The following is a 20,497-nucleotide window of genomic DNA, read 5'->3' on the forward strand; positions in this document are numbered from 1 at the left end:
GCACTTAATTTAATAATTCTAATAGACTTTACGAACTTTAGTTCCTTCCTACTGCAAAGTTACCAAATTTTTGTTAGAATAGATAGGAAACCAGTTTGCTTAAGATGAGGAGATAAAAGAATGACAAAAAATAAATTATTATTAGTTGATGGAAACAGCGTGGCGTTTCGAGCATTTTTTGCTTTACACAATTCCTTAGAACGTTTTAAAAATAAAAATGGGTTACATACAAATGCGGTTTATGCGTTTAATAATATGTTTGAAAATGTTATGACAAAAGAAAAACCAACTCATGTTTTAGTCGCATTTGATGCAGGGAAAACCACATTTCGGACCGAATTTTACCCAGAATATAAAGCAGGACGTTCAAAAACACCTGGAGAATTTAAAGAGCAGATGCCTTACATTCGTGAATTGTTAACTGGTTTAGGTGTAAAATATTATGAATTAGATAATTATGAAGCAGATGACATCATTGGAACATTAGCGACTAAAGTACCTAAGGACCAATTTGATGTGGTCGTCTTATCAGGTGATCGAGATTTGACTCAGTTAGCAACAGATTCAGTAAAAGTAGATATTACGATCAAAGGTGTCAGTGATTTAGAATCCTATACACCAGAGCATGTAGCTGAAAAATATGATGGGTTGACCCCCAGTCAAATTATCGATATGAAAGGTTTAGCCGGAGATACTTCAGATAATATCCCTGGGGTAACAAAAATTGGTGAAAAGACAGCTATTAAATTGTTAAAAGAATTCGGTTCAGTTGAGGGCGTTTATGAAAACATCGATAGCTTGAAGCAAAGCAAAATGAAAGAGAATTTGATTAACGACAAAGAACAAGCTTTTATGTCAAAGCGCTTAGCGACGATCAATATCGATTCTCCAGTTGAAATCAATATTGATGAACTAAAATATGAAGGAAAAGACTTAGAAAAATTGATTCCTTTCTATAAAGAAATGGAATTCAAACAAATGCTAAGCAAATTGAATGTTGAAGAAGAAGTAGTTGAGCTAGAAGATGTTCATTTTGATGTGGTAGATACATTCACAGAAGAAATGTTTACCGATGATATGGCCTTATATGTTGAAATGTTGGAAGATAATTACCATACTTCACCGATTGTAGGTGTTGCGTGGGGAACAAGGAACAAAGTATACACAACAAACAGTTTAGAATTATTTGAAAGCAAACCATTTGTTGATTGGCTGTTATCAGAAAAATATAAAAAAATAGTGTACGATGCAAAACGTACCTATGTGTCTCTTAACCGCTACGTTGGGAAACCTCAAGGTATTACGTTTGATGTCTTATTAGCTGCTTATTTATTAGATACAAATGATAACAATGCGGATATTGAGGGTGTAGCGCAGCACTATGGTTATACTGATATCCACTCGGATGAATCAGTTTATGGAAAAGGTGCGAAAAAAGGCTTACCAGAAGATGATGAGGCTTTTTTCAGCCATCTTGCACGGAAAGTCAACGCTATTCATTTTCTATCTGAAAAACTAGATGCAGAATTAGTTGAAAAGAATCAAGCTGATCTATTCTATAAAATGGAACTACCGCTCTCAAAAATATTGGGTGATATGGAAATCACAGGTATTCGTGTGGATGCGAATCGATTGAAAGAAATGCGTATCGAATTTTCAGATCGACTACGTGAAATCGAACAAAAAATATATGCAGAAGCTGGCGAAGAATTCAATTTGAATTCACCTAAACAATTGGGCGTGATTTTATTTGAAAAAATGGGTCTACCTGTTATTAAAAAAACAAAGACTGGCTATTCAACCGCAGTTGACGTGCTGGAACAATTAAAAGAGCAAGCACCGATCGTCGAAGATATTTTGGTCTATCGTCAAATCGCCAAAATCCAATCAACCTATGTTGAGGGGCTATTAAAAGTGATTCAACCTGATGACAAGATCCACACACGCTATGTTCAAACATTGACTCAAACAGGACGTTTGAGTTCAGTTGATCCTAACTTACAAAATATTCCAATCCGTTTAGAAGAAGGACGGAAAATTCGTCAAGCTTTTGTACCGAGAGAAAATGATTGGTTGATTTTTTCATCCGATTATTCTCAAATTGAACTACGTGTTTTAGCACACATTTCAGATGATCAACATTTGAAAGAAGCTTTTATTGAAGGTCAAGATATTCACTCTAGCACAGCTATGCGTGTTTTTGGTATTGAAAAACCGGAAGATGTAACACCGAATATGCGTCGCCAAGCAAAAGCTGTAAATTTTGGCATAGTTTACGGAATCAGTGATTATGGGTTGTCGCAAAACCTTGGTATTACTAGAAAGCAAGCACAAGAATATATTGACACGTATTTTGAAAAATATCCTGGTGTGAAAAAGTATATGGAAGCTATTGTTCGGGATGCTAAAGATAAAGGATTTGTAGAAACGTTATATAATCGCCGCCGTTATTTACCAGATATCAATTCACGTAATTTTAATTTACGTTCATTTGCAGAGCGGACAGCGATTAATACACCGATTCAGGGAAGTGCTGCGGATATTTTGAAAATTGCAATGATCAACATGCAAAAACGTTTGAAAGAAGAAAATATGCAAGCAACAATGCTATTGCAAGTACATGATGAACTTGTTTTTGAAGCACCTGAATCTGAGTTAGAAAAATTAAATGACTTAGTTAAAGATGTGATGGAAAATGCTGTTGCTTTACACGTACCGTTGCTAACGGATAGTAGTTGGGGCAAAACATGGTATGACGCTAAATAGATAAGGCAATAAAATAAGTGGAAAAGACTGACTAAACGACAATGTTAAAAACATTGCTGTGTTGGTTTCAGTCTTTTTTTCTAAAGGAGCGATGAAAGGTGCCTGAATTACCAGAAGTTGAAACAGTCAGAAAAGGGTTAGAAAAATTAGTCGTTGGAAAAACCATCAAAGAAGTAACTGTTTTATGGCCAAGGATCATCGAAACACCAGAAGTTGATGTTTTTGCACAACAATTGATCGGGCAAACAATTGAAAACATGGAGCGTCGTGGCAAGTTTTTGATTTTTAAATTAACAAACTATGATTTGATCTCTCATTTGCGAATGGAAGGAAAGTATGAAACCCATGACCCCCAGAATGACCGAAATAAGCATACTCACGTTATTTTTACATTCACTGATGAAACAGAATTAAGATACTTAGATGTGCGTAAATTTGGTAGGATGACTTTAGTAGAAAAAAATCAAGCAGGGCTATATAAAGGGATTTTAGCTCTAGGTCCTGAGCCTGTCCCTTCTCAATTTAAATTATCAGAATTCCGCTCAGGTCTAAAGAAGCATCATAAGGCAATCAAGCCATTATTATTGGATCAGCGTCTAGTGACAGGGTTAGGCAATATTTATGTAGATGAGGCATTGTGGGAAGCGAAGATCCATCCTGAGCAGCCAGCAGACACCTTAAAAGCCAAAGAAATTGAGCGCTTATATCATGCGATCATTGACGTTCTCGGTCGTGCGGTTGAGGCTGGTGGAACAACAATTCGAAGCTATCTAAATGCTCTCGGAGAAGCTGGAACGTTTCAAATTTCTTTAAATGTTTACGGTCAAACAGAAAAGCCTTGCTCGAGATGTGGGACACCGATTAAAAAAATCAAGGTTGCTCAACGAGGAACGCATTTTTGTCCAAAATGTCAAACCTTGAAAGTGAGGAATTGATGGATGGGTCTGATATTAGGTTTAACTGGAGGTATTGCTACAGGGAAAAGTACGGTTGTTAATGTATTTAAAAATTTAGGTTTCCCCATCGTGGATGCGGATATTATAGCAAGAGAAGTTGTTGAGCCTGGAAGCATCGGACTGGCTGAGATTGTTTCGGTTTTCGGAACAAATATTATCAATTCTGATGGTTCATTAAACAGAAAAAAGCTAGGTGTACTTATATTTTCCGATGCACAAAAAAGAAAAATACTCAATAAAATTCTGTCTCCATTTATAAAAGAAAGAATCTTAGCTGAAATCGAATCAAAAAAAGATAAAGCATCGTTAATAATCGTTGATATACCATTACTTTATGAAGGCGGTTATGACAAATTTGTCGATCAAGTGGCTGTCGTGTATATTCCAGAAAAGCTCCAGTTACTTCGCTTGATGAAAAGAGATCATCTAAGTGAAAATGAAGCTTTGCAACGAATCCAAAGCCAATTATCGATTGAAGAAAAGAAAAAAAATGCGGATATTGTTTTTGATAATCAAGAAAATATTGAAAAAACAAAAAAGTTAATTGAAGCATGGGTTTCTGAAAAAAACTTTTAAGTAGATGATAAGTTCTCTATCTATTTTATGTTTTTTTAAATAGCAGTAATTATAAAGCGATGAATAAATCTTATTGTCGCTTTTTTTGATTTTTTTAATAAAAAAAGAAAAATGAATATGTTTTATATTGGAATTTTCATTATTTATTCCAACTCTTTCTTTTTGAATACCAGGATTAAATGAGCATTAATTTCTCGTGGAACTATTACTAGATGTATGGCTTCTCAAGCATTTCATGTTATAATATAGATACGTAAATAATGTATATTATAAAATATAAGATAAACGAGGTGAACACTATGCGTTGTCCAAGATGTCATCATAATAATTCTCGAGTGATCGATAGTCGTCAAGCAGATGATGGACGTGCAATTCGTCGTCGCAGAGAATGTGAAAATTGCAATTACCGTTTTACAACCTTCGAACGAATTGAAGCGGCGCCATTGTTAGTCATCAAGAAAAATGGGGATCGAGAAGAATTTAATAGAGAGAAAGTTTTACGCGGATTGATTCGCTCTGCTGAAAAACGACCTGTTGCTATGGAACAAATGGAGCAAATCGTCGATAATGTTGAAAATCGAGTACGTAGTTTAGGTGAAAACGAAGTCTCAACGACGTTAGTCGGAGAATATGTTATGGAAGATTTAGTTAATCTAGATGAGATTGCTTATATTCGATTTGCCAGTGTTTACCGTCAGTTCAAAGATATGAGTGTATTCCTAAAAGAATTGCAGGATATCGTAGACAAAGCGAAATCATCAAGTGACGATGCAACAAATGAATAAGGAGGTCTTTCCTTGAAAGACAATTGGAAAGAAGTCCATCCTAAAAGTATATTTCAAGCGGCGATTGCTTGTCCGCTTTCTAATCAGGAACAAGAGATATTGACCCTTTTATACCAACCTATTATCGGTGTGGATGCCTTTGGTTTATATCTAACACTGTTATCTGAAGCTGAAAAAACTGGGATTAGTGAGTCGCTGTTTCACGCAGAATTGATTACGATAATGGATAAGAGTATTAAACAAATTCAATTGGCTAGAAAGAAATTAGAAGGCATTGGTTTATTAAGTACTTTTGTAAAAAATGATGCTGAACTGGGGACTTTGTTTTTATATCGTTTGAACCATCCTGAAACAGCAGAACGTTTTTTTAAAGATGAAGTATTATCGCTAACACTTTTAAACAGTGTAGGTCAGCGGAAATTAGATAAATTATTTGATCGGTTCAAACCAAAGTTCATTAATTTGAACGGTTTTGAAGAAATTTCGGTAGGCTTTAAAGATGCTTATCTATTTAAAGAAGAACAAATTGTGGCACAAAGCAACCAATTAAGTCAAATGGAGCAAGCTTTTGAGGATCCACGTCCAGCACAGAAAATAAGTGCAGTCAGTGAACAATTTGATTGGTCCTATTTTATACAAGGAATCGAAAAACTGGGTATCAAATTACCAGATAATCATGTTGGTTTTAAAGAAGAAGTTTTTGTTTTTCATAATTTATTTGGAATTACAGAACTAGACATGATCGATTTCTGTTCTAAATCATTTGACTATTATACAGGAAAAATTGACACAAAAGAATTTGAGCGTGCGGTCTATAGGACCTATGATCCTGATAAAAAACAAAAACCAAGTCAGTTTCAAAAAAATGAGACAGTTGATTTATCAGCTGAAGATCAACAAACATACCGTTACAATTCATTAAAAATGAATGGCTTTTCAATGCAAGATATTCAGATGATCATGGACAGTGAGAACAATTTTCCGCTAAACTATTTGGAAGCATTGAAAAATGAGCGTGGCGGCTATACGACTCCACAAGAACGCTCTTTAGTTAAATATTTAGTCAGCAAATCAGGCTTGCCAAACAGTGTGATCAATGTCTTGATCAACTATGTTTATAATATTCAAAAGCAACCAACATTGAAAGCCGATTATGTGAATCGAATCGCAAACGAATGGGCTCAAAGTGGCATTTTTTCTCCAGAAAAAGCAATTGATCATGTACGAGAAATTGCTAAAAAAGGCAAAGAACAAAAGCAAACAAGACAGCGCTATGGTCAAAATAATCGACCAATTCGCCAAGAAACATTACCAGATTGGGTTGACAATCCAGTTGAGGAGCAAAAATTATCTAAAGAAGAGCAGGCGCGATTGGATAAAGAAATACAAGATTTCTTAAGCAAAGGAGGCGATAATTAATGGAAGATGTAGGGAAAGAAATGTCAAAAATCATTCAAAACAGAGACATGAACGAACGGTACAATGAGTTAGTTGAAGTTGTATTGAAAGATACGGATGTTCAACAATTTATTCAGGAAAATCGTGAACGTTTGTCAGATGATGATATTCGAAAAAGTTATTCAAAACTATATGAATTTGTTCAAGAAAAACGTAAATATAATTTGAATGATCCAACAATGATCGCACCTGGATATGAGCCAAAACTAACCTTGAATTTCCATTATATCGATGTCACTTATGTGCCGACAGAAGCTCTGATTGCCAAGCAAAAAGAAGATGAAATTCGTAAACGAGTTCGGGCCATGGATATGCCAAAGGATGTGCGAGAAGCGAACCTAAGTAGATTTGATACAGCATCTCAAGGTCGTGCTCAAGCGATGGCCGAAACAATGAAATTTCTAAATGATTACACTTCTAATCCAAAAGAATTTCATAAAGGACTTTATTTACAAGGGACATTTGGTGTAGGGAAATCTTTTCTACTAGGTGCAATTGCCAACAGCTTAGCTGAACGGGGATTCGTTACAACGATTGTTCATTTTCCAACCTTTACTGTCGAAATGAAACAAGCAATCGGCAAAGATATGGTAGGCCCAAAATTGGATGCCGTTAAAAAGTCCCCTGTTTTGATGATTGATGATTTAGGTGCGGAATCAATGACGTCTTGGATTCGAGATGATGTGCTTAGTGTGATTTTACAATATCGGATGCAAGAACAATTAGTGACTTTTTTTTCATCGAATCTAAATTTAAAGGATTTAGAAAAGCACTTGACCGTGACTCAGCGTGGGGAACAAGAGCCGTTGAAGGCTCGTCGAATCATGGAGCGGATTCGTTATTTAGCACAAGAAATTACGATGTCAGGCAATGACCGGAGAAATGGTTAAAGGTGGTCAGACTACTACAGCTTTTATGGAAGCCATGTGGTTGAGATGTAACTCGAAGAGTTCTGTCTCAATCATTTTTTATTTTTTTAAGAGAACTAAGGATGATATTAGACTGGAATCAAAAATATAGCTTATAATTAGATATCAATAATGGAGGGATATCCTATGAAAAAAATCACATTAGCAGTGCTAACTATCATTACATTGATTTCTTTAGGAGCATGTACGAAAAATAACCATGATTCTGCAAAAGGAAGTGAAGAAACATCTATGAGTAGTAAACAAAATCAAGTGACAGATGAAACATCTCATAACGTGGAACAAGAACAAGCAAAATCAGTATTTATAGCCACTTTAATGGAAGATGCTAGGAGAAACGAGACGGTAGACAAATCTCTACGTTTGGTTTTAAATGAAGTTGAAGTAATTGAAGATCCAGAAAAAATAATCGGTATGATGAAAAATGATGGCGTAATCTTAAATGTATCAAATGAACAATTGGCAGATGGTATTACTGAAAATGATTTGAAAAAGGGAGATAAAATTCAATTTACCTTAGTTGGTTTACCTGCCATGACAATGTCGATCCCACCTCAAGTAGTTGGTAATTCAGTAGTCAAAGTTGAAAAAAATTAATCTATCAAAAATCACTGTAAAAAACGCTCTATTCAAGTATTTTTTGACAGTGATTTTTTGATTTTGTAGTGAAACGATTATTGCTTATTCAAAAAATAAACGGAAAAACATTGACATTTGTTTTGTGATGGTGGTATAGTTCTTTCTGTAAGACAACTAAATAGATTTGTTAGGTGAGGCTCCTATACAAACATAGGCTACTGCCCAAAAACATCGAGAGATGCCAATGGGTAGAACAGGGATTGTCGATTACAAGGCTTTTCATAAGGTAGCTAAAAGCTCTGCTTTTTACGTTGTATAGTGCCAAAACTCAACGATTAGATCATGCAGGCTTTTTTTTGTACGCCTATTTATGACCTTCCGCTGAGTTTTTGGCGGAAGGTTTTTTGCTGTGAAACACTGCGATTGCCATTGGCAGAGCAGATGTTGAACAGTACTTGTCGATCGAAGAGAGAGAAGTGCCCGACGTACTGAAACCCAACGATTGCCATTGGCAGAGCAGATGTTGAACAGTACTTGTCGATCGAAGAGAGAGAAGTGCCCGACGTACTGAAACCCAACGATTGCCATTAGCAGAGCAGATGTTGAACAGTACTTGTCGATCGAAGAGAGGGACGTAACGAGCTGAAAACAAACAAACCGAAGAAAGGAGAAAGCCTATGCATTTTTAATTAATATTGTTGCGAGTATCTTTGCAGGAATGATCATCGGTGCGGAAAGACAATGGCGAAAAAAGTTGGCTGGTATGAGAACGATGACTTTGGTAACGTTTGGTTCATGTCAGTTCGTTTCGCTATCATCGCTGATTCAAGATGATAATAGTCCAACACGAATTGCGGCTCAAGTCGTCAGTGGTATTGGGTTTCTTGCCGGGGGAGTGATTTTACGAGAAGGATTTAGCGTAACTGGCATCAATACCGCAGCAACATTATGGTGTTCAGCAGCTGTGGGCAGTATGATTGGTGCTGGATTTGTAACAGAAGGCGTAGTTTGTGCTGTTATCTTAATGTTAGTGAACATCCTGTTGAGAAATTTATCTTTCAAAATAGATGATTATACAGTTCAAAGAGAAGACGATCAAACAGAGACAATTCATTATCTTTCTGTTATTGCTAGTAACAGCAGTGAAGTCATGCTTAGAACTGAGATTATCCAGTTGTTAGATAAATACTGTCTAACATTCACTAAATTTTCTTGTACAGATTTAGCTGGAAAAAAAGTCCGGTTGTTTTTGGAAATTGAGGTTACAAGAAATGGTAGTCTAGCAATCAATACGATTATTTCTGAGTTGTCTCAGCTTTCAGAAGTTATAGAAATCAATCAAATGACTAACTAAAAGAACGGAGGAATCAAGATGGTAAAACAGTGATGGTTAAAATTATCAATTGGAATAGTGAAGCCTATTGGGCAGGAGTCCAATTAAGAAACGAATTGCTTAAGTCTAGTGCTGGTAAAGAATGGATCAAAGAGTTGCCTTTGAACGAAGAAAAAGATATTCATATGACAGCTATGATCGAAGGAAATGTTGTGGGAACATTAATTCTTTCAAAAAAGAGTAGAACAATAGGGCAAATCAAACAAGTAGCTATTAATGAAGTGCATCAAGGCTTTGGTATTGGAAAAAAATTACTTGAATTTGCTGAAAAAGTAGCAGAACTTATGGGGTGCCAAATCATAATTCTAAACGGGCGTATGCAGGCTTGGGGTTTTTATGAACATTTTGGATATCAAAGTATAGGACAAGCCTATAATAACGGAAATGTCGTCTTAAAAACATTTGAGAAAAGAATCTACACTAATAAGAAAATCGAATCATTTAAATTTATTAGATATATAACGCTAAAGGAGATGGAAACAAATGGATGACAGTAGTCAGATGATCAAGGACCTTTGTAAAAAGAACCCCGTTTTTAAAGAAGATAAGTTTATTATTGTCTATTTGTTTCTAGGGCAGTTCAGAAACTTACTCCGATAAGCATACCTCTTTTTCCATTGGTCCGATTCTTAAAAGATTGAATATCTGATCATTGAGATAACTTAAATCGCTATGCGATCATCTATTATCTCATTGGTAAGAGTTTAGAAAGAAGGAAAAACAAATGGAAAAAAGAATAACATTAACTAAAGAAAAGAACCAATCTTATGAATATTTTGCAAGAAATTCAGCAGAAAATATCGTAACCTATTTCAATTCTTCAAAGCGAGGACTAACACATCAACAAGCAGTCTTATCGAGAGAAACGTTTGGGGAAAACATTATCTCACATGGTAAAAAAACGCCTCTGATTGTTCAAATAATCAAAGCTTATTTTACACCCTTCACAATCGTTTTACTCACGTTGGCAATCATCTCATTTATCACTGATTATGTGATTGCACCACCTGAAGATCGGGATCTCATCGGTGTCTTGATTATTTTAGCAATGGTTTTGATCAGTGGTACAATGACACTAATTCAATCGGTTAAATCAAATCAAGCGGCTGAAAAATTGAACAATTTGGTCAAGGTTACAGCCACTGTTGTTCGTAGAAAACAGACAGTAGAGCTTCCAATCGAAGAAATTGTTTGCGGTGATATCATAAAATTATCAGCAGGAGATATGATTCCAGCCGATATTCGTTTAACGAAAACGAAAGATTTATTCGTTTCACAATCAGCTATGACAGGGGAAAGTTACCCTGTAGAAAAAAGAGCAGACTATAAACTAAAAGCAGGCAGTTCAGAAACAGAATATGAAAATATTGTATTTATGGGCAGTAATGTAATTAGTGGTAGTGCTGAAGGCATAGTTGTTTCTGTGGGAGATGATACACTTTTTGGTAAAGTGGCGCAAGATGTTTCTGATAAAAATCCTCAAACGAATTTTGAATTAGGCATTAGTAAAACTTCGTGGTTATTGATTCGTTTTATGTTAGTCATGGCACCAGCTGTTTTTTTAATCAATGGTTTAACAAAAGGAGATTGGTTTGAAGCCTTTCTTTTCGGGTTATCAGTAGCAGTTGGACTAACACCTGAAATGTTGCCAATGATCGTGACAACCAATCTTGTCAAAGGGGCTTCAAGAATGGCCAAAAAAGGAACGATCATAAAAAATCTAAATGCTATTCAAAATTTTGGTGCAATCGATGTTTTGTGTACAGATAAAACAGGAACATTAACGCAAGATAAAATTATCTTAGAATATCATTTAGATTGTGATGGAAAAGAAGATAATCGCGTATTACGCCATGCTTTTTTTAATAGTTATTATCAAACTGGATTGAAAAATTTAATGGATGTCGCTATTATTGATGCAGCAAAAACTGAACTTTCAATCGATTCCTCTGAGTATCGAAAAGTAGATGAAATTCCTTTTGATTTTAAACGTCGTCGTATGAGTGTCGTGATTGAAGACAATACTGGAAAAACGCAAATGATCACAAAGGGTGCTGTTGAAGAAATGCTGGAAATTTCTAGCTATGTTGACTATCAAGGCGTAGTAACACCTTTAACAGAAGAGCTGAAAAAAGAGCTATTAAAAACAGTTGAAGAATTAAACGAGGACGGTTTACGTGTACTTGCTGTTTCCCAAAAAACAAATCCTGCAACAATCGATGAATTTTCTGTCTCAGATGAAAATGAAATGGTTTTGATCGGCTATCTTGCCTTTCTTGATCCACCCAAAGAGACGACTAAAGTTGCATTAGAAGCACTAAAAAATCACGGAGTAGGGGTCAAAGTCTTAACCGGTGATAATGCATTAGTAACAAAATCAGTGAGTAAGCAGGTTGGATTAGCCCATGAAGAGTTGATCTCTGGAAGCGAAATCGCACGAATGAATGATTCTGAACTAAAAATGATTGCAGAAAAATATAATATTTTTGTGAAATTAACCCCGCAACAAAAAACAAGAATCGTTCAAGTTCTAAGAGAGTCAGGTCATACTGTTGGGTTCATGGGAGATGGGATTAATGATGCACCAGCAATGAAAGAAGCAGATGTTGGCATCTCTGTTGATACGGCTGTTGATATTGCAAAAGAATCGGCAGATGTCATCTTGCTAGAAAAGGATTTGATGATCCTTGAACGTGGTTTATTAGCAGGGAGAACTACATTTGGAAACATCATGAAATATGTTAAAATGACAGCTAGTTCAAACTTTGGTAATATGTTTTCGGTGGTAGTTGCTAGTATCTTTTTACCATTTTTACCAATGCTACCGTTACAATTGCTGTTTTTGAATTTGATTTATGATATTTCTTGTATGTCGATTCCTTGGGATCACGTTGATGATGACTATTTAGAAAAACCCAAAAAATGGGATGCATCGAAAATCGGTTCCTTCATGAAATGGTTAGGACCAACTAGTTCAGTCTTTGACATTACGACTTACTTATTAATGTATTTCGTTATCTGTCCCCAATTAGTTGGCGGAAATTATCATGATTTAGCACCAGCCCAACAAGCAACCTTTATTGCCATTTTCCATGCAGGGTGGTTTGTTGAATCACTTTGGTCACAAACATTGGTGATTCATACCTTGCGTACACCTAAGATTCCATTTTTACAAAGTCGCGCATCATTTATTCTAACGACAATTACTTCATTAGGGATTGCGGTCGGGACAATTTTGCCCTTTACAGGCTTTGGAGAAAGTTTAGGCTTAACAGGATTGCCATTAAATTATTTCGCTTGGCTAGGTTTAACAATAGTAAGTTATTTGCTATTGGTTATGGTCGTAAAAAAAATCTATGTGAAGCGTTTTGGGGAATTATTATAGTAAGAACGATTTTATGAGTGAAGATTTTTGCTAAATAAATGCAGGGAGGAAATGGTTACTAAATTTTCCTCTCTGTTTTTATTTTGTTTATCTTGCGCTGTTTTTTTATAAAAAAGCTAGTATAATTGAATTAGTTTGAAAAAATTATAGCGTTGATTGATCGAGGGGTGAGAATAGATGAGTATTTTTGTTTTGGAAGATGATGTTATTCAGGCACAAGCGTTAAAGCGCATCATAACCGACATTTGTGAGGAAAAAAATGTTAGTTATGAGTTTATATTTGTTACCAAAAAAGGCGAACAAATCTTAGAACAGATCCCCAACTCAATATCTCCAAACATTTATTTTCTCGATATCGAGATCAAAAAGTCTGTATATAATGGATTTGAGGTTGCTAAGAAAATTCGTATGATTGATGATACAGGATTAATTGTTTTTATAACGACACATTCAGAATTTGCTCCGATATCCTATCAATATATGGTTTCTGCCTTGGCCTTTATAGAAAAAATGACTGAACCAGCAATTTTGAAAGAAGAAATCGAAAAATGTCTGATCAAATATCAGGAGTTGAATCAAAAACAAGTGATCGATGATTATTTGATCGTTAGTAACAGTCATGCAACAATAAAAGTACCTGTTTCAGATTTCTATTACGCAATGACGACAGATGCGCATCGCTTAGCCCTTTTCACCCAACAACGATCGCTGCGCTTTTATGGTGAACTGAAAGAAATCGAAACCAGCAAGAGTCAATTTATGCGTTGTCATCAATCTTATGTTGTTAATTTAGATAAAATTGGGGAAATAGATCATACTCAACGGGAATTGATTTTATCTAATGGAATGAAAATTCCAGTTTCAAGACGAATGTTGAAATCAGTGTGTGATCACTGGATAACAGGTTTGTAAAAAATCGAGAATGGTTGGTCAATGGTTATGGGGATAATAATAAGTACAAGTTTAGTAATAGGATTCGTTTATTTTATATTTTATTTAGAGTTGATCAATAGCAAAATAGCTTGGAGCAGACTGTTTATCTTGAATACTATTTTGACAATTGTAACAGGCTTTTTTAATAGTAGTGGATACAATATCTATTCAGTCGTTACTATTTTTTTACTATTGTTTTATTTAGGGGTAAGGCAAAAGCAACATAAACTATCTATCGTTGAAAATATATATTTTTCTGGGGTAACGGTCTTTTTGATTACTTTTTTACAAAGTGAATTGAATAAAATCTTTACGTGGTTATTGATCTATTCTCAATTTCCAACCTATTTTTCAAGTTTTATAGTCCTCCCATTGGTTGTTGCTTTGTTTATGTTTTGCTTAATCATGATACTCCGAAAGAAAATCAGCCGAGTATTTGCTTATTTGGTTGAAAGCCCAATGCTGTATTTAAGTATTGTTTGCATCCTGATTTGTAATTTTTTTCTTTTTATGGCATTCAATCCTGCATCATTTTTTTTCCAGCATTATTTTTGGCAGTTTGAGCCATTAGCCTATCCTTTGTTGTTTGTTGCGTTTGGATTGGCACTTTTTTTCTTTTATTATAGTTTTAAATTAACAAATAAGAAACTCTTAGCAAAGCAAAAAGAATCTGAATATTATGAGATGAAGCAATATACAGAGAAGTTGGAAATCTTACACGAAGAATTGGCGACTTTTCGTCACGATTATTCGAACGTGCTTCTTTCTCTAGAGGAAAGTATCCGTTCAAAAGATTTAGATTCGATTCAGCAGGTGTATTATGAAGTAATAAAACCAACTTCAAAGATTATTTCTAATAAAGAACTTGAATTGACTAAATTAACGAAAATAAAAATTGTTGAAATCAAAAGTGTGTTGAGTGTCAAAGTTATAGATGCTTGTCAAAAAAACTTGAATGTCACAGTGGATATACCAGAAGAAATAACAGAAATTTATATTGATCTGCTTGATTTTATCAGAAGTATTTCAATCGTAGTGGACAATGCTATCGAAGCCGCAGAAGCATCTGATGAGAGAGAATTGATCATTGCGTTTTTTGAAGTAGAAGACAATCAGATTTTTGTCGCAAAAAATAGTTGTCCAAAAAATATTCTGCCGATTGATCAAATGTTTCGCAAATCTAAATCCAGCAAAGAAAGTAAGTGGAATCAAAGAGGTTATGGACTATTTTCCTTAGAGCAAATAGTGAATCACTCGCCAAATTTAATGATAGAAACATGTATAGAGCACCCTTATTTGATTCAAACATTGAAACTCAATAAAAACCACTTGTGAACGAAAAAGAACCACTTGTGAACAGAACTATTACAGAATGCGCACTAAGATGTATACTTTTATTGAAGAAGTACATGAAAAGAGGTGAGTGAACTGTTTAGTGCTGTGATAGCGTTAAGTGTGGGTGGGATTCTTCCAATAGTTATCTTGAGCTATTGTTTAGTCAAACGTAGCTATGTAAAAGCGTTTCTTTTAGGTGTTTTGACATTCATAATTTTCCAATTAGTCCTTAGGCTTCCTTTATTACAATTTTTGTCAAAGAATAGTTTAGAATTCAATCTTTTTCAAACGATGCATCCAATTGTTTACCTTCTTTTTCTAGCTTTTACTGCTGGACTTTTTGAAGAAGTGGGTCGATATGTCATGATGAACTATTGTTTAAAAGCGTATGCTTCTTTTCAAACAGCTGTATTTTTTGGTCTAGGGCATGGCGGAATTGAAGCGTTTTTATTTTTAGGGATGAACGCTCTCATTTATTTAATAAGTCCAGTGCATCCAGAGATTGCAACTAGTGACTTTTTGTGGGGGAGTTTAGAAAGAATAATTGCAATAACTTTCCATGTAGAATTATCAATAATTGTAATGAAAAGTGTTGAAGAACAAAAGCTTCACTATCTTTGGTTTGCAATAGTTTTACACGGACTGATTGATTCAGTGATTGCGATTGCACAATATTCTGGGAGTCTATCACTCATCTTAACGGAAAGCCTTTTTGGCATCATTGTGATAGGCTTAGGTTTTTATGTTAGAAAATTAAAAAAAGAGTGGAGTGTCCTAAAATGAAAAAAGTCTTATCATCAGTAATCACGATCCTTATTGGAATGACGATCTTAACCGCTTGCGGAGAAAAAGTCGATCAAGAGACTTCAAATAAAATGACAGCTAAAGCTGAGGAAATTGTAACATTGATCAATGATGGGAATTATGATAAAGCTAGTGAATCCTTTTCTGATAAAATGCTAGAACAATTGAATAGAGCGGATTTTGAGAAAGCTATTGCACCAGTTCTTGAAAAATCAGGACCGTTTGAAACAGTTGATAAAAGTACTGTTGAAAAGAAAGACAATTTTTATGTGGTTGTTTTAGTTGCCAAATATGAAAAAGAGAAAAGAGTCTTTACAATCTCGATCAATGAAAAAGAAAAAATAGAAGGTTTTTTTATTAAATAAAAAAGATCATATTAATAGATGAAGAAGGAGTAAAGCGTGTTAGACTTTATACCTTCTTCTTTTGTTTGAGCGATAATAATAGTTGCGAAAAAATGAATAAGTTGTATGATAAAATTAAGTAGAAACATTGGTCAAAATTCAATGGTTTTTATTTGACCTTTATTGACCAAATGAGTATAATAAATTCATAAGGTCAAAATTAATCAGACTTTAGACTTTGAATAAATAGTACAAAAGACCTACTGTCTTTTTGATAAATTAGGGATACTATTTAGAGAGTGGAGATTGATAGATATTTTTTCCTGTCAAAGCTGGACAAGCTTGTTCCACTTTACATTATCAGCTGCGCGGGCTAGCTCTTCGGAAAAAAGATAAAATATAAATGAGGCAAAAAGCACCTCAGTTATATTTTCCTATTTTTCAGTCGGAGCTAAGTGAGCCTGTTCAGCTTTTAAATTTAGGAGGTAATTCTATGAACATCGAAAAAATGACAACGACATTACAAGAGGCTATTGCTGAGGCGCAACAGGTTGCGGTTACTCGTCATCATCAGGAAATCGATATTGCTCATTTATGGAAGATTTTTTTACAGCCAAATCATTTTGGTCGTAATTTTTATACAGATGCTGGCGTTGATGTAGAAGCTTTTGAACGTGAAATAGATCAAGCTATCGACGAATATCCAAGTATACAAGGCAGCAATGTTCAATATGGTCAAAGTATGAGTCAAAATCTGTTCAACTTATTAGCTGAAGCAGATAAGCTACGTGAATCATTTCAAGATGAATTTTTAGCAACAGAAATCGTGATTTTAGCATTGATGAAACTAAAAAATTATCGTTTGACTAAATATCTAACAAGTCAAGGAATCACTGAAAAAGAACTACGCAAAAATATCGAAGACATGAGAGGGGGAGATCGTGTGACTTCTCAAAATCAAGAAGAACAATACAAAGCATTAGAAAAATATGGGGTAGATTTAGTCCAACAAGTGAAAAGCGGCAATCAAGATCCTATTATCGGTCGTGACGAAGAAATTCGTGATGTCGTTCGGATTCTTTCTCGTAAAACAAAAAATAACCCTGTTTTGATCGGTGAACCAGGTGTGGGTAAAACAGCAATCGTAGAAGGATTGGCACAACGAATCGTCCGTAAAGATGTGCCTGAAAATTTAAAAGACAAAACAATCTTTTCTTTAGATATGGGGGCATTGATCGCTGGCGCTAAATTCCGTGGTGAATTTGAAGAACGTCTAAAAGCAGTCTTAAAAGAAGTGAAGAAAAGTGAAGGACGCATTATCCTATTCATCGATGAAATTCATAATATTGTTGGTGCTGGTAAAACAGAGGGTAGTATGGACGCTGGTAATTTATTAAAACCAATGTTGGCTCGCGGAGAACTACATTTGATTGGTGCCACAACATTAGATGAATATCGTCAATACATGGAAAAAGATAAAGCATTAGAACGTCGTTTCCAAAAAGTTCTAGTAAAAGAACCAACTGTTGAAGACACAATTAGTATTTTACGTGGCTTAAAAGAACGTTTTGAAATCCATCATAGCGTAAATATCCACGATAATGCCTTAGTCGCAGCTGCAACTTTGTCAGATCGTTATATCACGGATCGCTTTTTACCAGATAAAGCCATTGATTTAGTTGATGAAGCGAGTGCAACGATCCGGGTTGAAATGAATTCTATGCCAACTGAACTCGACCAAGTAACACGTCGATTGATGCAATTAGAGATCGAAGAAGCAGCTTTAAAAAAAGAATCCGATGATGCTAGCAAAAAACGATTGAACGCATTGCAAGAAGAATTAGCAGATCTTCGTGAAGAAACCAATGCGATGAAGATGCAATGGGAGACTGAAAAAGAAGAAGTCAATGCTGTCAGCAACAAGCGTGGCGAAATTGATAAAGCTAAACATGAACTTGAAGATGCCGAAAACAATTATGACTTAGAAAGAGCAGCTGTACTCCGCCATGGAACGATTCCTCAATTAGAAGAGGAACTAAAAGTACTTGAAGCTAAAAATGCGAAAGACAATGTACGCATGGTACAAGAAGCGGTGACTGAAAATGAAATTGCTCAAGTGGTTGGCCGTTTAACAGGTATTCCGGTAACAAAACTAGTTGAAGGCGAACGTGAAAAACTAATGAAATTAAACGAAACCCTTCATAAACGTGTTATTGGGCAAGATGAAGCAGTAGATGCTGTTAGCGATGCTGTGATTCGTTCACGTGCTGGTTTACAAGATCCGAATCGGCCATTAGGTTCCTTCTTATTCTTGGGACCAACAGGTGTTGGGAAAACAGAACTTGCTAAAGCTTTAGCAGAAGATCTGTTCGATTCGGAAGATCATATGGTTCGAATCGATATGAGTGAGTATATGGAAAAACACAGTGTATCTCGTTTAGTCGGAGCACCTCCAGGCTACATCGGTTACGAAGAAGGCGGTCAATTAACAGAAGCCGTTCGTCGAAACCCTTATACAATTGTTTTATTAGATGAAATCGAAAAAGCACATCCAGATGTGTTCAACATTTTACTCCAAGTATTAGATGATGGTCGCCTGACTGATTCTAAGGGACGAGTCGTTGATTTCAAGAATACTGTTTTGATTATGACAAGTAACATTGGCTCGCAACTATTACTTGAAGGTGTGACGTCAGAAGGGACAATACCAGAAGAAGTTGAAGAACAAGTAATGACGATTTTAAGAGGCAACTTTAAACCAGAATTTCTAAATAGAATCGATGATACAATCTTATTCACACCGCTAAGCTTAGAAAATGTCAAAGGCATTATCGGGAAAATGACAGCTCAATTAGCGAAACGTTTAGAGCATCAAGAAATTGAATTAGTCATTTCTGATGAGGCAAAAACCTGGATCGCAGAGAGTGGTTATGATCCAGCATATGGTGCACGCCCATTGAAACGGTTCATTACAAAAGAAGTTGAAACACCTTTAGCAAAAGAAATCGTTTCAGGACGAGTATTGCCAAAAACAAAAGTAACGATTAGTTTATTGAATGAACAATTGGTGTTTAAAAATGAACCGATAGAAGAATAAATTGGAAATTGAGGTAGCTTTTTGTAAAGCTATCTCAATTTTTTTAAAGTACAAAAAATTGATTTTAAAACCGATATTGTGTAGAATCTAACTATTATATCAACAATTTAAAAGAGGGATCCAGTGGATAAAAAAAGTAGAAGATTAGAAGAACAGCTGTGTTTTTCTTTACAAACAGCCTCAAAACAATTCAATAGAATGTATGCAAAGGCGTTGAAGCCATTTCATTTAACCTATCCCCAATATTTAGTATTGCTCGTTTTGTGGGAATACTCAGATCAAAGAATCTCGGATATTGGTGAAAAACTAGCGCTTGATACAGGAACATTGACGCCCATGCTGAAAAGAATGGAAAAAAATGGGTACATTCATCGCGATCGATTGCCAAAAGATGAGCGAATCGTGATCATTTCGCTTTCAGAAAAAGCGAGTCTATTAGAAATGGAGATTTATGATCAAGTAGAAGGGTGTTTAAATCAACTTGATTTTGATGAAAAAGATTATTTTTTATTGATTGAACAAATCAACTCTCTAAGTAAACAAATTGGTGAAATCAATCATTAGTATATGAACCAAAAGGCTTCAAAAAGAGTGGATTGTTCCAATGCCAACTTTTTGAAGTTTTTAGTAACTGTAATTTTTTTGAAGCAAACTATTGTACATCGTTATAAATGTTGTGTACAATTTAATTGTACGATGCGGTTATGATAATAGGAATTGGAGGAAAAAATCATGAAAAAAATCTATTCAACAACAATCATCAATACAGGCGGAAGAGAAGGGGAAGTTTTCTCACCAGACAAATCTTTTAGTTATCAAGTGACATCTCCTGGTCCACACCAAGAAAATAAAACAAATCCGGAACAATTATTTGCAGCAGCTTACAGTTCTTGCTTCAATAGTGCATTGGAACTTGTAATGGCACAAAAACAGATCACCTCTAAAAGTACTGTGAAGGCGACTGTCTCACTATTTAGTGATGAACAATCTGGGTTTCAAGTTGGCGTCGTGTTATCAGTAAAAATCGATGATGTTGATCGTGAAACAGCTGAAGAATTAGTCAAAGCGGCTCATGAAGTGTGTCCCTATTCAAAAGCAACTAGAGGTAATATTTCTGTTGAGTTAGAAGTAGAATAACTGTAAGGGCTGCTTTTTGA

At 35.1% G+C, this 20,497-nt stretch carries 17 protein-coding genes and 1 riboswitch; all 17 genes read left to right on the forward strand.

Going from position 1 to position 20,497, the window contains the following annotated elements; all coding sequences use genetic code 11:
* Window positions 1-120 precede the first annotated feature (120 nt).
* On the forward strand, window positions 121-2,766 hold the full coding sequence (gene polA, locus BCR24_RS07750) for a DNA polymerase I (protein ID WP_069639974.1): 2,646 nt from the start codon (window positions 121-123) through the stop codon (window positions 2,764-2,766).
* 98 nt (window positions 2,767-2,864) lie between these two features.
* A complete protein-coding gene (gene mutM / locus BCR24_RS07755) occupies window positions 2,865-3,701 on the forward strand; it encodes a DNA-formamidopyrimidine glycosylase (RefSeq protein WP_069639975.1) in 837 nt (278 codons plus the stop codon).
* 3 nt (window positions 3,702-3,704) lie between these two features.
* On the forward strand, window positions 3,705-4,298 hold the full coding sequence (coaE, locus tag BCR24_RS07760; protein ID WP_069639976.1) for a dephospho-CoA kinase: 594 nt from the start codon (window positions 3,705-3,707) through the stop codon (window positions 4,296-4,298).
* A gap of 299 nt (window positions 4,299-4,597) precedes the next feature.
* The gene (gene nrdR / locus BCR24_RS07765) at window positions 4,598-5,083 is read left to right on the forward strand and encodes a transcriptional regulator NrdR (RefSeq protein ID WP_069639977.1); all 486 of its coding nucleotides are present in this window, start codon (window positions 4,598-4,600) and stop codon (window positions 5,081-5,083) included.
* A 12-nt stretch (window positions 5,084-5,095) separates the two neighbouring features.
* Window positions 5,096-6,502, forward strand: a complete 1,407-nt coding sequence (locus BCR24_RS07770; protein ID WP_069639978.1) for a replication initiation and membrane attachment family protein — start codon at window positions 5,096-5,098, stop codon at window positions 6,500-6,502.
* A complete protein-coding gene (gene dnaI, locus BCR24_RS07775) occupies window positions 6,502-7,431 on the forward strand; it encodes a primosomal protein DnaI (RefSeq protein WP_069639979.1) in 930 nt (309 codons plus the stop codon). The genes BCR24_RS07770 and dnaI overlap by 1 nt, the downstream gene beginning before the upstream one ends.
* Window positions 7,432-7,596: 165 nt before the next feature.
* Window positions 7,597-8,067, forward strand: a complete 471-nt coding sequence (locus tag BCR24_RS07780; protein WP_069639980.1) for a hypothetical protein — start codon at window positions 7,597-7,599, stop codon at window positions 8,065-8,067.
* A gap of 158 nt (window positions 8,068-8,225) precedes the next feature.
* Window positions 8,226-8,396, forward strand: a riboswitch (M-box (ykoK) riboswitch).
* A gap of 359 nt (window positions 8,397-8,755) precedes the next feature.
* A complete protein-coding gene (locus BCR24_RS07785; RefSeq protein ID WP_280513423.1) occupies window positions 8,756-9,403 on the forward strand; it encodes an MgtC/SapB family protein in 648 nt (215 codons plus the stop codon).
* Window positions 9,404-9,435: 32 nt separating this feature from the next.
* Window positions 9,436-9,933 (forward strand): GNAT family N-acetyltransferase, encoded by a 498-nt coding sequence (locus BCR24_RS07790; protein ID WP_069639982.1) that lies wholly within the window; start codon window positions 9,436-9,438, stop codon window positions 9,931-9,933.
* Between the two features lie 233 nt (window positions 9,934-10,166).
* A complete protein-coding gene (gene mgtA / locus BCR24_RS07795) occupies window positions 10,167-12,827 on the forward strand; it encodes a magnesium-translocating P-type ATPase (RefSeq protein ID WP_069639983.1) in 2,661 nt (886 codons plus the stop codon).
* A 177-nt stretch (window positions 12,828-13,004) separates the two neighbouring features.
* Complete coding sequence (locus BCR24_RS07800) at window positions 13,005-13,739, forward strand: LytR/AlgR family response regulator transcription factor (RefSeq protein ID WP_069639984.1); 735 nt, start codon at window positions 13,005-13,007, stop codon at window positions 13,737-13,739.
* Between the two features lie 129 nt (window positions 13,740-13,868).
* The gene (locus BCR24_RS07805; RefSeq protein ID WP_069639985.1) at window positions 13,869-15,095 is read left to right on the forward strand and encodes a GHKL domain-containing protein; all 1,227 of its coding nucleotides are present in this window, start codon (window positions 13,869-13,871) and stop codon (window positions 15,093-15,095) included.
* Window positions 15,096-15,179: 84 nt separating this feature from the next.
* Window positions 15,180-15,878 carry a YhfC family glutamic-type intramembrane protease gene (locus BCR24_RS07810; RefSeq protein ID WP_069639986.1) on the forward strand — a complete coding sequence of 233 codons (699 nt, stop codon included), beginning with the start codon at window positions 15,180-15,182 and terminating at the stop codon, window positions 15,876-15,878.
* Window positions 15,875-16,264, forward strand: a complete 390-nt coding sequence (locus BCR24_RS07815; RefSeq protein WP_069639987.1) for a DUF3887 domain-containing protein — start codon at window positions 15,875-15,877, stop codon at window positions 16,262-16,264. The genes BCR24_RS07810 and BCR24_RS07815 overlap by 4 nt, the downstream gene beginning before the upstream one ends.
* A gap of 472 nt (window positions 16,265-16,736) precedes the next feature.
* The gene (clpB, locus tag BCR24_RS07820; protein WP_069639988.1) at window positions 16,737-19,340 is read left to right on the forward strand and encodes an ATP-dependent chaperone ClpB; all 2,604 of its coding nucleotides are present in this window, start codon (window positions 16,737-16,739) and stop codon (window positions 19,338-19,340) included.
* A 123-nt stretch (window positions 19,341-19,463) separates the two neighbouring features.
* Window positions 19,464-19,904 carry a MarR family winged helix-turn-helix transcriptional regulator gene (locus BCR24_RS07825; protein ID WP_069639989.1) on the forward strand — a complete coding sequence of 147 codons (441 nt, stop codon included), beginning with the start codon at window positions 19,464-19,466 and terminating at the stop codon, window positions 19,902-19,904.
* Between the two features lie 168 nt (window positions 19,905-20,072).
* A complete protein-coding gene (locus BCR24_RS07830; RefSeq protein WP_069639990.1) occupies window positions 20,073-20,477 on the forward strand; it encodes an organic hydroperoxide resistance protein in 405 nt (134 codons plus the stop codon).
* Window positions 20,478-20,497: the final 20 nt, after the last annotated feature.

Origin of the sequence: Enterococcus ureilyticus (genome assembly GCF_001730315.1) — a bacterium.
In the GTDB taxonomy this organism is placed as follows: Bacteria; Bacillota; Bacilli; order Lactobacillales; family Enterococcaceae; genus Enterococcus_L; species Enterococcus_L ureilyticus.